The sequence below is a fragment of the Streptomyces silvisoli genome (assembly GCF_029269905.1).
Classification (GTDB): Bacteria; Actinomycetota; Actinomycetes; order Streptomycetales; family Streptomycetaceae; genus Streptantibioticus_A; species Streptantibioticus_A silvisoli_A.
In genome coordinates, this window is the sequence record NZ_JARJBC010000001.1 from 448,808 (window position 1) to 461,513 (window position 12,706).

At 69.0% G+C, this 12,706-nt stretch carries 12 protein-coding genes and 1 pseudogene; 7 read left to right on the forward strand and 6 right to left on the reverse strand.

What is annotated here, in order from left to right; translation table 11 throughout:
- Positions 1 to 39 precede the first annotated feature (39 nt).
- On the reverse strand, positions 40 to 615 hold the full coding sequence (locus tag P3G67_RS02100; protein WP_276091892.1) for a CGNR zinc finger domain-containing protein: 576 nt from the start codon (positions 613 to 615) through the stop codon (positions 40 to 42).
- Positions 616 to 699: 84 nt separating this feature from the next.
- Between P3G67_RS02100 and P3G67_RS02105 the strand changes: the two genes are divergently transcribed.
- Both P3G67_RS02105 and P3G67_RS02110 read left to right on the forward strand, forming a co-directional pair.
- On the forward strand, positions 700 to 1,917 hold the full coding sequence (locus P3G67_RS02105; protein ID WP_276091893.1) for an MDR family MFS transporter: 1,218 nt from the start codon (positions 700 to 702) through the stop codon (positions 1,915 to 1,917).
- A 178-nt stretch (positions 1,918 to 2,095) separates the two neighbouring features.
- Positions 2,096 to 3,814, forward strand: a complete 1,719-nt coding sequence (locus P3G67_RS02110) for a pentapeptide repeat-containing protein (RefSeq protein ID WP_276091894.1) — start codon at positions 2,096 to 2,098, stop codon at positions 3,812 to 3,814.
- A gap of 42 nt (positions 3,815 to 3,856) precedes the next feature.
- On the opposite strand, the gene P3G67_RS02115 is transcribed toward P3G67_RS02110, so the two are convergent.
- Positions 3,857 to 4,237 carry a VOC family protein gene (locus P3G67_RS02115; protein WP_276091895.1) on the reverse strand — a complete coding sequence of 127 codons (381 nt, stop codon included), beginning with the start codon at positions 4,235 to 4,237 and terminating at the stop codon, positions 3,857 to 3,859.
- A 188-nt stretch (positions 4,238 to 4,425) separates the two neighbouring features.
- Positions 4,426 to 4,887, reverse strand: a complete 462-nt coding sequence (locus P3G67_RS02120) for a carbonic anhydrase (protein ID WP_276091896.1) — start codon at positions 4,885 to 4,887, stop codon at positions 4,426 to 4,428.
- A gap of 223 nt (positions 4,888 to 5,110) precedes the next feature.
- Here P3G67_RS02120 and P3G67_RS02125 point away from each other — a divergent pair, with 223 nt between their 5' ends.
- Positions 5,111 to 5,500 carry a sortase domain-containing protein gene (locus P3G67_RS02125; RefSeq protein WP_276091897.1) on the forward strand — a complete coding sequence of 130 codons (390 nt, stop codon included), beginning with the start codon at positions 5,111 to 5,113 and terminating at the stop codon, positions 5,498 to 5,500.
- A gap of 15 nt (positions 5,501 to 5,515) precedes the next feature.
- On the opposite strand, the gene P3G67_RS02130 is transcribed toward P3G67_RS02125, so the two are convergent.
- Positions 5,516 to 5,824 carry a hypothetical protein gene (locus P3G67_RS02130; RefSeq protein ID WP_276091898.1) on the reverse strand — a complete coding sequence of 103 codons (309 nt, stop codon included), beginning with the start codon at positions 5,822 to 5,824 and terminating at the stop codon, positions 5,516 to 5,518.
- Between the two features lie 92 nt (positions 5,825 to 5,916).
- On the opposite strand from P3G67_RS02130, the gene P3G67_RS02135 reads away from it, so the two are divergent.
- Positions 5,917 to 6,552, forward strand: coding sequence for a response regulator (locus tag P3G67_RS02135; protein ID WP_276091899.1), 636 nt, complete (start codon positions 5,917 to 5,919; stop codon positions 6,550 to 6,552).
- A 66-nt stretch (positions 6,553 to 6,618) separates the two neighbouring features.
- Complete coding sequence (locus P3G67_RS02140) at positions 6,619 to 7,113, forward strand: hypothetical protein (RefSeq protein ID WP_276091900.1); 495 nt, start codon at positions 6,619 to 6,621, stop codon at positions 7,111 to 7,113.
- A 150-nt stretch (positions 7,114 to 7,263) separates the two neighbouring features.
- Here the strand turns inward: P3G67_RS02140 and P3G67_RS02145 are convergent.
- Positions 7,264 to 7,452: pseudogene (locus P3G67_RS02145) on the reverse strand (NAD(P)-dependent oxidoreductase); the annotation flags it as partial.
- A 144-nt stretch (positions 7,453 to 7,596) separates the two neighbouring features.
- Positions 7,597 to 8,415, reverse strand: a complete 819-nt coding sequence (locus tag P3G67_RS02150) for an alpha/beta fold hydrolase (RefSeq protein ID WP_276091901.1) — start codon at positions 8,413 to 8,415, stop codon at positions 7,597 to 7,599.
- Positions 8,416 to 8,838: 423 nt separating this feature from the next.
- On the opposite strand from P3G67_RS02150, the gene P3G67_RS02155 reads away from it, so the two are divergent.
- Positions 8,839 to 10,239, forward strand: coding sequence for an MFS transporter (locus P3G67_RS02155; RefSeq protein ID WP_276091902.1), 1,401 nt, complete (start codon positions 8,839 to 8,841; stop codon positions 10,237 to 10,239).
- A gap of 278 nt (positions 10,240 to 10,517) precedes the next feature.
- Entirely contained in the window at positions 10,518 to 12,521 is a 2,004-nt protein-coding gene (locus P3G67_RS02160) for a putative Ig domain-containing protein (RefSeq protein ID WP_276091903.1), read from the forward strand.
- The last annotated feature ends 185 nt before the right edge of the window (positions 12,522 to 12,706 follow it).

Genomic DNA, 12,706 nt, shown 5'->3' on the forward strand with positions numbered 1-12,706 from the left:
GCTTTGCGTTGACGGGGCGCCCGCGGCTGAGATCGTGCGTCAACGTCGGGCGGCTCGGCGGGCGCGGAAGGCCGCTGCCTTGGTGCGGTTCTGGCATGCGGTCGAGCAGAACTGACGGGCGGCGTTGCGCGAGGTGTCGACGTAGACGCGATCGCACTGGGCCGCCTGGCAGACGCCCAGACGGCCCGCCAGGTCGCTGCCGATCGCGATGGCCAGCCCCGTCGCGCAACCGGCGCTCCACCCCACCGCGAGGGAGTCGTCCGTGCCGTGGAAGTGGAGTTGCCAGGGTTCGCCGTTGGCGCGGTCCAACTGCGGACGGGCGCCGTTGGACAGCAGCAGCGCGTTGAGTGCCGTCGCGGCATCGTCCAGCATTCCGGCGTTCACGGCCTCGAAGACCTCGCGCATCTCCCTTGCTGTGCGGGCGAGATGGGCGGCCTGCTCCCGCTCGATCGTGTGCTGCCCGTCCCTGGTGTGCGGGAGCGCACTGTGGACCGCGTCGACCAGTTCCGCACCTCGCGGCGCGGTGTAGGGCTTGCCGCGTGCGGTGCCGTCGGTCAGCGCGTTGACGAGTGAGACCGCGGTGTCCAGCAGTGTGGACACGTGACTGTCGAACATCACTTGACCAGTTACCCCCTCCGGGCCTAGCGTCGCATCACTGACGTCGGCCAATTCATCAGTGACGGGGGGATTGTGCAACCCTTGAGACGCGAAGGCCAGTTACCGCCTGCGGTCTGGCTGCTGCTGGCCGCCCGAGTGGTCAACCGGCTCGGGGCCTTCTCGCTGCCCTTCCTCACCGTCCTTATTACCACCGACTACGGCGTGAGCGTCGCCACCGCCGGGCTCGTCCCGGCCGCCTTCGGGCTCGCGACCATCCCGTCCCGCCTGATCGGTGGACGGCTCGCGGATCGACTGGGGCGCCGCCGCACGATCGTGTTCGGCCTGACGGGCTGCGCCATCACACAGTTGGGGATCGCCGCGGCGAACTCCCTTGTGGAAGTCGCTGTTTGCGCCGTACTGCTGGGCCTGGTGTACGAGCTGTACGAACCGCCGAGCCAGGCGGTGATCGCCGACGCCACGGGACCAGCCGAACGTGTTCGTGCCTACAGCCTGCTGAACGCCGCCTTGGCGATAGGTGGCATGGGCGCCGGGCTGATCGCGGCCGGACTGGGACGATGGGACCTGCGCTGGCTTTTCGTCGCTGACGCGGTGAGTTGTCTGGCCTGTGCGCTCATCGTGCGGGTCGTACTGCCCGCGGACCGGACCCACCGCCCCGACCGCGGCGACGAGCGCTGCGCGGGCATCCGTCCCTGGCGCGACCGTGTACTGCTCATCATGCTCGTGTTCGGCACCTTGTACGCGCTGGTCTACCTACAGATCATGATCTCGCTTCCGCTGTCCCTGGAACGCCGAGGCATGCGGCCTTCGGACGCGGGACTGCTGTTCACCGTGTCGGCCGCGACCATCGTCGCGGCCCAGCCCGCACTGCGCCTCAAGCGCCTGGCCGCGCTGACCGCGCCCGCGGCGCTCGCGCTCGGATATGTACTGCTGGCAGGCGGTCTCGCTGGCTACGCGGTGGCACACACCCTGCCAACCTCCCTGGCGGCAACGGTCGTCTGGAGCCTGGGTGACCTGCTGGTGCTGGGCCGGGCGTACGCCCTCGCCGCAAACCTCGCCCCGCCCGGCGGCACCGGCCGCTATCTGGCCGCCTACGGCACGAGTTGGGGGTTCGCGGGGATCGCCGCGCCGATCCTCGGCACCCAACTGCTGGAACACGCCGGTGCCACGGCGCTGTGGGCCGGAATGGCGCTGCTTTGCCTGGTACTTGCCGCCGGTCAGTTCCTGATCACTCGCCCACTTGCCGCGCGGGGGACGGCCGCGAACCAGTCGACGGCAGCCCTGGAGCCGTCCAGTCCGTAGAAGTCGACGGCCACGTGCTCGGGGGCACGCATCCCAGTTCCTGGTGTTCGCCGCAGCATGTCCTCGGTGGTCAGTTCACCGCCGCCCCAAGCCGTCATACGTCGGGTTTCACCGCAACCGGGCTCAACTGACGTCTGGCTGAGGGCGATTGTCAGTCCCCTACGGCAAGATGATCAGCATGAGACGTACGCCCGTGCTCCCGCGCCCTGCCGTACCGAGTCGGCTCGGCAGGCTCTCCGCCACCGAACGCCGGGTCTGGCGTGCCTTTCCACATGGCGAGCTGGTCGATCTGCGCACCGGCGACGCCGCGGTGGATGATCCGGCGAAGGCCCACGACTGGCCCGCCGACCGTGTGGTGCGTGGCGAGGTGATCGCCGCGCTGCTGCTCGGCGCATGCCCGGCAGCGCCCGGCGCGGTGGCAGCGGTGCGGCTCGCCGGTGCGCGCATCACCGGAGAACTCTGCATGGACCACGGGCAGGTGGACTCCCTTCTGCTGCTTCGCGGTTGCCGCTTCGAGGGCCCCGTCGACCTCGATGACGCCGTCACCGAGTCGATAGACCTGAGCGGGTCGCAGCTGACCACCATCAGCGCCTACGGAGCGCATGTGCGCGGCACGGTGAACCTCGGCCACACCGTGGTCACCGGCGACGACGATCGAGCCGTACACGCTGACGGCATCCGCATCGACGGCAGCCTTTTGGCCAACGACGTCACGGTTCACGGCCCGCTCAGCCTGATCAACGCGCAGATAAGCGGCCAGGTGGCGCTCAAGGGCGCCAAGCTGGGCAACTGCGAGTCCGGCGGCACGTCGCTCAACGCCGGCGGTATGCGGGTCGGCCGGAGCCTACTGGCCCAGCGGCTTGAGGCGTCCGGCGAACTGCGACTGCCGGGTGCGCACATCGGCAGCGCGCTGGTGCTGGACGGCGCCACGCTGGACGGCCTCGGCCGACTGGCGCTGCACGGTGACTCGTTGACGGTGGCCAGCGAAGCGTCCTTCCGCCCTTACCCGGTGAAGGGTGGTGAGCGATGCTTCACGGCCCACGGGACGGTACGGCTGTCGGGGGCCAGGTTCGACGGCGGACTCGACTTCGGCGGGGCGCGGCTCACCCCGACAAAGGGCCAGCCCGCGCTGCGCGGCGGTGGCATGGTGGTCGAGGGCAGCCTGCGGCTCAACGACGCCTTCCACACCGACGGCGAGATCCGGCTGACCGGCGTCCGCATCTCCGGCCATCTGGACCTTTGCGACATGGACAGCCCCGACGCCCTGCTCACGCTCTACGCCGCGACCGCCGTCGCCGGTATCCGTGATGGACTCGACGCGTGGCCAAAGCGGTTGAACCTGGACGGTTTCACCTATGGCCCGTTCAGCGACTATGTCGCGGCGGTGCATCGAGTACGGCTGATCGGCCGCCAGGTACGGCGTGCGGACCGCAGCCAGGTCGGCGGTTTCCGCGCCCAACCCTACGAGCAGTTGGCGTCCTACTACCGTTCGCTCGGCAACGACGGCGAGGCCCGGACGGTGCTGCTGGCAAGACAACGCGCACAACGCGCCAAGCTGCCTTGGTGGCAACGCATACCCGGCCATCTGCTCGATCTGCTGGTCGGCTACGGCTATCGTCCGCTGCGCGCCATCGGCTGGGCGATCGCCCTGCTCGCGGCCAGCAGTGCGTACTTCAGCACGGTGCGCCCCGAGCACGTCAGCACCGAGGACCGCTCGGTCTTCAACCCGGTGTTGTACGCGGCCGACCACTTGATCCCGGTCATCCGGTTCGGCCAGTCGGAGGTGTGGCAGTACCACGGGGTGGCCGCGGTGGTCACGGTCGTGCTGACGGTGCTCGGCTGGACTCTCGGCATCGCGATCGCGGCTGCGGCGACACGCACCTTCACCCGTAACTGAGCCGCTTGAGCAACTGCACCGCCTCGTTGCCGTCGAGGGCCGTCAGAGTGGCGCGAGGCGGGCCTTGAGCAGGCAGAACTCGTTGCCCTCGGGATCGGCGAGGACGTACCAGGACTCTTCCCCGGTCTGGCCGATGTCGGCCGGGCGCGCTCCGAGCTTCAGGAGGCGTTCGAGTTCGGCGTCCTGATCGCGGTCGGTGGCGTTGACGTCGATGTGCAGCCGGGGTTTCCCGGGCTCCGGCTCGTCTCTGCGGCTGAGGAAGATCGTCGGCTGCGGGCCGCCGAACCCTTCGCGCGGCCCGATCTCGATGCTTCCGTCGTCCTCGCGATCGAGCACCACGAAGTCCAGGACCTCGCACCAGAACCGCGCCAGCACCTCGGCGTCGCGGCAACCGAGCACGAGTTCACTGATACGGCATGCCATTGACGCAACCTACTCTCAGCGTGGGGAACTGCCCGGGTGGCCGCGCGCAGAGCCCAGGGGCTCCCAGCAGTGAGGACACTCTCGCGACGGTACCGGGCGAGGCGAGCGGTGGCGAATTGTTTTCAGGCCTCGCCTGGCCGGTCCGCCAGGCGCGGCCGGCATGCCGCGCAACTGACGTTGAGAGACGCCTAATCGACGAGTGTGGTGAGCAGGCCGGTCTCCAGGTCATAGAGGTGCCCCGAGACCTTGACGCGGGAGGACAGCTGCGGGCTCCTGCGCAGGAGCCCGACGTCCGTCCGCAGTGTCTCGGCAGGCTCGACCATGGCGAGGTCGGCGATGGTCTCGTCGTCGTAGTGAAAACGCGTGACAAAGCCATGGCGCAACTCGTCATCGGCGAACAGGCCGGATCCGCAGTCGGTGTGGTGGATCACCACGAGATCGAACCAGTCGGCATCCGGCGTTTTGACCTCATGGAGATAGCTGATCCACGCCACGTCCTGGAGAACGGCGGGAGTTACCCGGCCACCCACGTTACGTAGGATGATCGCCTCACCGAGTTTGACCCCGAAAATGGTTGCCGGTTCAACACGCGGATCGATGCAGGTGATCACGAACGTCTGCTTGAACGGGATGAACGGGACGTCAGGCACGTGGAGCTTGGCGTCTGTCTCCGCGAACCTCTTGTTGCGGTCTCCTGGTCGGCGGTGGGCTGGGGTTGGCCACGACAGCGGCCCCGCCGTCGCCACCCACCGCCTCGGCCAGCCATGCCGCGAAGGCCGAGGTGCGTGCGGCTCCGCCGATGCCCCGATCCGTACCCGTCAGCGTCGACATTCCCGCGATCGATGTGCATACGGCAGTCATGCGACTGGGACTGTGGTCAGACGGCACCCGCAGGTGCCGCCCATCGAGAAGGACGCACCCGCGGGCTGGTACGAAGGCTCACCGACCCCCGGCCAACGCGGCCCCGCCGTGCTTCTGGGCCACGTCACGGTCGGCGACTTCGGCGAAGGCGTCTTCTACCGGCTGGCCCAACTCGCCCCCGGCGCCCAGATCAAGGTCACCCGAGCCGACGGCAAGCAGGCCATCTTCACCGTCCAGCGCTCCGCCGAGGTCCCCAAGGATCGCTTCCCGCGCCAGGAAGTCTACGAAGACACCGACAAGCCCGAGTTGCGCCTGATCATCTGCGGCGGCCCCTACGACCGGAAGGCGCACAGCTATCCCGACAACATCGTCGTCTTCGCCACGCTCACCGCATCCGGATGAGGCGAAGACCGTCCGCTACGGTTCCTGCCCGCTCTGCCCGGTACGTCGAATGCGCACTATCTTGGCGTCAAGGTCCACATGGAACGGCGGCTCCTCGGCCGGTCTGACGTTCTTACGCACCCGTTCCTGCTCCATGGCACGCTTGAGGACCTGGGCGCCGGGGCTGCCCTCCTGCATGAAGTCAACACCAATGGACGACAGGCCCCTGCGCTTGCGCCAGTAGATCCACCCCCGTGCCTCCATCCATAACAGGGCACGATCCGCGAGGAAGAGGACAGCGGCCAGCGCTGCCACCGCTCCGGCAACCAGCCATACGGTGCTCATCACTTGTGAACGCGCGGGGGGCGGCCACCGTTCCCGCGGTTGGCAGGAGAGCGCGCCGGGCTGCCGACCAACCAGCAACCAAGGATGAACCCATGGACGAACAGCGGGCAAGGGTGCTCGTCGGCGAGGACCACCCGGTCTACCGGGAGGGCGTGGTGCGCGCACTGCGCGCGTACGTCGCCGTTGTGGCGGATGTCGCCGACGGGGTGCAGGCACTGGCCGGCGTCCGCCAACTACGCCCAGACGTCGCGGTCCTGGACTACCGCATGCCGGGGCTCGACGGCCGCCAGGTCGCCCGTGCGATACGGCGCGAGGAGCTACCGACCAGGGTGCTCATCCTCACCGCACTGGATGACAGCGCCCTGGTCTACGGAGCCCTGCAGGACGGCGTCAGCGGATATCTGATCAAGGAGGCGGAACCGTACGAGATCACCGAGGCGGTGCTGGCCTGCGCCCGCGACGAGACCGTGAGGCCGCGCAGTCTGACCTCCGACCTGATCCACGAGACACGGCAACGCGCCGATCACATGTCGCCGGCGCTGAGCGCCCGCGAGCACCAGGTGCTGCGCATGATCGCGGAAGGCAAGTCGGTGCCCCAGATCTCCAAGGAGATCTTCCTCGCGCCCACCACCATCAAGTCCCACGTCCAACGCATCTACGAGAAGCTGGGCGTCTCCACCCGGGGTGCGGTGGTCGCCGAAGCCATGCGCAGAGGGCTCCTGGAATGAGTGGTACCGCGAACGGGCGCGGCGACGTGACCGAAGCCGCCACCATGCGGCGTCTGATGCGGTGCTGTGAGCTGTCGGCGCCAGCGCGCTCAAGCCATCTTGCGGCTCGCCTTCGCGGGAGTGCTCACCGGCGCTGTCACCGCCGAGCTTCCGGCGGACCGGGCAGCGTCCCAGTTCTCGGTGCTGAGCGCCTACGTCGTGATCGCCGTGGTGGTCGCACTGTGTCTGCGCCGTCCGCACGGCCGTGCGGGCACCACCGCGATGACGGTGGTGATGGGGCTGGTGGACGTGGTGGCGCTGGTGACCCTGCAACTACTGTCCCAGGGCTCCGCGCTGCTGGTCCTGGCCCTGGTCCTGCTGCCCCTGCTGGCCGCCTTCAACAGCCGGCCGACCGTGACGGCACTCATCATCGTCCTGGACACCGCGGCCTACGCCATCGCCGCCGCGGTCAACTCACGCGTTCACGACCAACTGCGCCACCCGCAGGCCATCGTGCCCCGCCCAAGCCCACGTCGTCCTGGTCACCGACAGCAGGACGCTCCGTCTGACGGTGACCGATGACGGCGTCGGCACCGATCCGACCCGTCTGCGACAACGCCTCGGCGCCGGCCATATCGGCCTGGCCTCGCAGCGGGTTCGATCGAAGCCGCGGGCGGTCGGATGGAGCACCTGTCGATGGAGGCGGGCACCAGGATCCGCATCACCCTGCCGCTACCGGGGGCCGGACCCCAGGTGCAGGAGAAGCCGTAACAGCCGCGACCCGGCGGAAATGGGCTCCTCGGGGAGGACATCGAACCCCGCGCCCCGGATCCGGCCGGAGTCAAGGGCGTCGCATACGGCGTCGTAGTCGAGCAGTGCGCCGCGGGCGCGGTTGACGATGACCGACTCGTCGGGCATGACCGCGAACCGCTCCGATGGCCGAGGGTTCCCTTTCGCTGGCGGCGGGGTGAACTCGGGGCGCGCCGTGTCCCCCGGTGCACGGCCCGCCCCGCGGCACGGAGCGCCCCACCGCGCGGTCGGCGGTGGGGTGCGTGTGTCCTCGCCTCAGCTCTTGATGAACTCGAGCAGGTCGTCGTTGAGTTGCCCGGCATGGGTGATGTGCAGGCCGTGGCCGGCGGTCGGGTACTCGTTGTAGACGCTGTGCGGTATGAGCTTGGCGGTGCGTCGGCTGGAGACGTCGATCGGTACGGACTGGTCGGCGACGCCGTGGGCGATGAACGTCGGGACGGTGATCTGGGCCAGGTCGGCGCGGTGATCGGTGTGGAAGATCTGCCGCTGCACCTCCAAGGTGGCGTGGGGGGAGGCCGACAGGCACTGTTGGACCAGGTGGTCGATCAGCGCCTGGGACGTGTTGTTGCCCAGATGGGTGGCGAAGTAGCCCGCCGCCCGGTCGGCGAACCACCGGGGGCGGTCAGTCCGGAGCTGGTCCAGGTCAGCCTCCAGCACGGCCTCCGGCACTCCCTCCGGGTTGTCGTCGGTCAGCTTGAGGAACGGCAGCGTGGTCGCCAGCAGCGCGACCCGGGCGATCCGGTCCTGGCCGTGCCGGGTGAGGTAGCGCACCGCCTCGCCACCACCGCCGGACTGAGCGACGAGGGTGATCCCGTCCAGTTCCAAGTGCTCGATCAGCGCGGCGACATCATCGGTGCGGGTGTCTACGTCGTATCCGGTGGAGGGCCGGTCGGAGCGACCGTGGCCGCGCCGGTCCAGCATGACGCAGCGGTAGCCGCGCTGGAGGAAGAACGGGACCTGGTACTCCCACATGTCGGCGCCCAGCGCCCAACTGGCCAGGAACACGATGGGCTCGCCCGCACCGTAGTCCTCGTAGGCCAGCCGCACTCCGTCACTGGTCGCGAAAAACGGCATCTCGATCTCCTCGTCTCATGGTTTGTCGCTCTCACCGAACAGGAGGCTAGGAAGACCGTGGCGGCCGCGAATCAGTCACGCATAGGTAACCCACGAGCCCGCCGCTTCAGCGATGTGATGGGGCGAAAGCCCTCCGTTACGCCGTGGCGTCGTGCCCACCAGGCGGCGCAGGTGCGTCGCAGGTTGGCGGCGCTGCCTGGAGCGGCAGACCAGCGCCACTCGCTGGGGTAACTGAGCACGGCTCACCCCTTTGGCGCAGCCCATCAGACGGAGCGCATCGCCCGCCCGGGCGCTCCGCGGGCCGAACGAAGCGGTGGGACTCCCCATACCGGCGGCACAGCGCGGGCGACTTCCGCCGTTCCGCACGATGATCGAGAGGCGATCCACTTCCTTCTTGCCCTCATCTCCGTGAGAGGAACTCCCATGCCACCGCGCCTGCGCGCGGCGGTGCGCCGTTTCGTACGACCCCGCCAGCTCACCCGTACGTCCCATCAGTCGCGCACCGCCATGCTGGCCCTGGTGGCCGTCTACGCCGCCGGTTCGCTCGCCGGATACCTCCTCCCCAGTGTCGTCGAACGCATGACCAGTTGCCTTCGGCTGACGGCCGGGCAGGCCGGCGCGGTCGGCAGTGCGTTGCTGTTCGCCTCCGCCGGTGCGGGATTCGCCTTCGCCTCACGGGTCGCCCGGATCGGTCCCAAACGATTGGCCAGGGCCGGGCTGTCGCTCGCCGCCGGTGGATTCGCCGTCGCCGCCTGCGCTGACTGCGCGCCGCTGGTGGTGGTGGGCAGCGTCGCCGGGGGGTTCGGTTCCGGTACGGCGACGGCGGTGGCCTCCGTCGGCATCGCCGAACGGCCGGACCCGCAGCGGGCCTCGGTGCTGGCTCTTTTGGCCACGTCGGCTGCCGCGGCCGGGATGTATCTGCTGCTGCCGCGACTCGGCGGCGGCCACCAGTTGCCCTTCGCGGCTCTTGCCTGCGTCACCGCGGGCGTGCTGCCCGCGGTACGACGGCTGCCGTCGATGCCCCAGCGTGCGGAACGCCGGCCGGGCGTCACCGCCGGCCGGCTGCCGGGCATGGTGCTCGTGGGTGCCACGCTTGGCTGGTCCGTCGTACAGACCGCGCTGTGGAGCGTCAGCAGCCGGATCGGTCTGGAACGGGTCGGTCTGTCCGAGACCGCGCTCGGAGTCGTCCTGGCCTTGGCGCTCGGTGGCGGTCTTGCCGGGGTGGTCGGCGCCGGGGCGCTCGGCTCCCGGCTGGGGCGGGCGGTGCCGGTCGGGGTGGGCACCGCGGTCATCGCGGTGTGCGTCACGGTCAGTTCGGCGAGCCGGGCGGCGTGGGCGTTCACCGCGGGGGAGGTGTTGTGGAACACCGTCTACCCCGTGGTGTTCTCCCATCTGATCGGCGTAGCCGCCTCCATCGGCGCCCACGGACGATGGGTGGTGTTCGCCGGTTCGGCGTCATCCCTGGGTGTCGCGGGCGGGCCGGTCACCGGAACGCTCTTGTCCAGCCGCGCCGGATATCCGGCGATGGGCGCGGTCCTCGGCACCACCTTGCTGTTGGCCGCGATCCCGCTGACCGCGGTGGCGCTGCACGCCGACGGCCGGGCGGCACGGCGACGTGTTGCCGGGGCGGCCGGCGCGCGTGCTGTCCCGTTGCCGGAGCCGGAGCCCCCCGCCCTCCTCGGCGGGGATCCGGCTCCGCTTGTGGAGATACCAGGGCTGGTCCGCGATGCGGGCGAATCGGGCATGCCGTCTGAAACAGTCACCCAGGCAGGCGGTCCCGGAGGGGCTCCGAGCACGCCTCCCACGGGGTTGGTCAACGCCTAGCGGCAGTTCCGGTGTGGCCTGCGGTGCCACTTTGAACAGCGCGTGCGGACCTCCTTCACGCTGTGCGGCCCGCCGCCGTCGCCCGACGCGTGAGCTCCGCGTGGCCGTCAACTCGGGGGCAGCGAGGGCGACTTGGCAAGCGGCGCGGCTTTGCCCACACATGACTGCTTGTTCAACTACCGGTCATACGGGAGGTCTTCACGAGCCATCGGTCCCGTGCCTTACTAATGGGCGCGCTACGCGCGTTGCACTTTCCGGACTACGACAGGAGCCCCCGGATGAGCGTCACCCGCCGTCTGAGACATGCCGTGGTGGCCGGCGCCACAGCCGCGGCAGCCGTGCTCGTGCCCACCATCGCCCACGCCGCCAGCGCCTACTCGTTGGTGATCCTGCCGGACCAGGGCGAGAGCGCGATCTACGACTTCGTGAACTCGGCCACGAAGTCGATCGACATGACCATCTACGAACTGCGTGACACCACCCTGGTCAACGACCTGGTGAACAAGGAGAAGGCGGGCGTGCAGGTCCGCGTCATCCTGGACGCACAGCACACCTCCGTGAACGGCGCCGCCTACAACGCGCTGTCCGGGGGCGGAGTCGGAGTCACCTACTCGTCCTCGGCGTACGTCTACACCCACCAGAAGACGATCACCGTGGACGGCGCCAGGTCCTACATCAGCACCGGGAACTTCGACACCACGTACTACAGCACCTCGCGCGACTACGGTGTCTTCGACAGCGACGGCAACGACGTCGCCGCGATCGAGCAGGTCTTCAACGCCGACTACGCCAAGACCTCGATCACCCCGTCCGACGGCGACAACCTGGTCTGGTCGCCCACCGACTCGCAGAGCCACCTGCTGTCGCTGGTCAACGGCGCACAGCACAGCCTGGACGTCGAGGAGGAGGAGTTCGGCGACACCGCCCTGGTCAACGCCGTCGTCGCGGACGCCCAGCGCGGCGTCACCGTACGTGTGGTCGCGGAGAACCAGAACTCGTCGTACACCAGCCAGCTCAACCAGGTCACCGCGGCGGGTGGCAAGGTGACCACCTACACCAGCTCGACCGGCTACTACATCCACGCCAAGGCGATCGTCGCGGACTACGGCACGTCAACCGCCAGGGTCTTCGCGGGGTCGGAGAACTTCTCCGACAACTCCCTCAACCACAACCGGGAGTTGGGTCTGATCACCACGGACTCGGGCGTGCTGAGCGGCATCGAGTCAGCGTTCAACGCGGACTTCAACCAGTCCACTGGCAGCAACGTCACCGTGACCAACCCCGGTGACCAGACGAGCACGGTGGGTGCCGCGGCCAACCTGCAGATCGCGGCGACCGACACCGCGGGCGGCACGCTCTCCTATGCGGCCACCGGCCTGCCCTCGGGGCTGTCAATCGATTCCTCGACGGGTCTGATATCCGGTACGCCGACCGCGGCGGGTACGTCCACCGTCACCATCACCGCCACCGACTCCACGGGTCCCTCCGGTACCACGTCCTTCACCTGGACCGTGAACCCGGCCGCGGGCAACACGGTCACGGTGACCGACCCCGGTAACCAGACGGGCACGGTGGGCACCGCCGCCAGCCTGCAGGTCCACGCGAGCGACTCGGCGTCCGGTCAGAGCCTCACGTACAGCGCCAGCGGGCTGCCTTCGGGCCTGTCGATCAGCCCGTCGACGGGTCTGATTTCGGGTACGCCGACCGCGGCGGGTACGTCCACCGTCACCATCACCGCGACCGACTCCACCAACGCGAGCGGCAGCGCCACCTTCACCTGGACCGTCAAGCCCTCGTCCAGTGGTTGCAGCCCGGCACAGCTGCTGGGCAACCCCGGCTTCGAGAGCGGCAGCGCGGCACCCTGGTCGGCGTCTTCCGGTGTGATCAACAACAGCAGCAGCGAGCCCCCGCACAGCGGATCCTGGGACGCCTGGCTCGACGGCTACGGCACCACGCACACCGACACCCTCGCGCAGTCAGTCAGCATCCCGAGCGGCTGCTCCAGCTACCGGTTGGGCTTCTGGCTGCACATCGACACCGCGGAGACCAGCACAACCACCGCCTACGACACCCTCACCGTGCAGGTCCTCAACAGCTCGGGCACGGTGCTCGGGACGCTGGCCAACTACTCGAACCTCAACCACAACACCGGCTACACCCAGCACACCTTCGACCTGTCGGCCTACGCCGGGCAGAACATCACCCTGAAGTTCACCGGCAGCGAGGACAAGGAGCTACAGACCTCCTTTGTCATCGACGACGCCGCCCTCAACGTCAGCTGACCAGCCCCCACCCGTGGCTCCCGTCCTACCGCCGGGACGGGAGTCACGTCCTGGTTCGAGACCAGCCCCGCGCAGCGGTGGCCTGGCCGACCAAGACGGTCATCGGTCAGTGACCCGGGTCGCCGCCGCACGGGCGAACCACGAGGCCGGACGTTCCCGGCCCGCCTCGGGGCAAACCCCGCAGG

Excerpts from the sequence above, each read along its gene's own strand:
- P3G67_RS02135 (WP_276091899.1), top strand. The coding sequence starts at position 5,917 with ATGGACGAACAGCGGGCAAGGGTGCTCGTCGGCGAGGACCACCCGGTC.
- P3G67_RS02115 (WP_276091895.1), bottom strand. The coding sequence starts at position 4,237 with ATGGCATGCCGTATCAGTGAACTCGTGCTCGGTTGCCGCGACGCCGAG.
- P3G67_RS02155 (WP_276091902.1), top strand. The coding sequence starts at position 8,839 with ATGCCACCGCGCCTGCGCGCGGCGGTGCGCCGTTTCGTACGACCCCGC.
- P3G67_RS02130 (WP_276091898.1), bottom strand. The coding sequence starts at position 5,824 with ATGAGCACCGTATGGCTGGTTGCCGGAGCGGTGGCAGCGCTGGCCGCT.
- P3G67_RS02100 (WP_276091892.1), bottom strand. The coding sequence starts at position 615 with ATGTTCGACAGTCACGTGTCCACACTGCTGGACACCGCGGTCTCACTC.
- P3G67_RS02160 (WP_276091903.1), top strand. The coding sequence starts at position 10,518 with ATGAGCGTCACCCGCCGTCTGAGACATGCCGTGGTGGCCGGCGCCACA.
- P3G67_RS02150 (WP_276091901.1), bottom strand. The coding sequence starts at position 8,415 with ATGCCGTTTTTCGCGACCAGTGACGGAGTGCGGCTGGCCTACGAGGAC.
- P3G67_RS02110 (WP_276091894.1), top strand. The coding sequence starts at position 2,096 with ATGAGACGTACGCCCGTGCTCCCGCGCCCTGCCGTACCGAGTCGGCTC.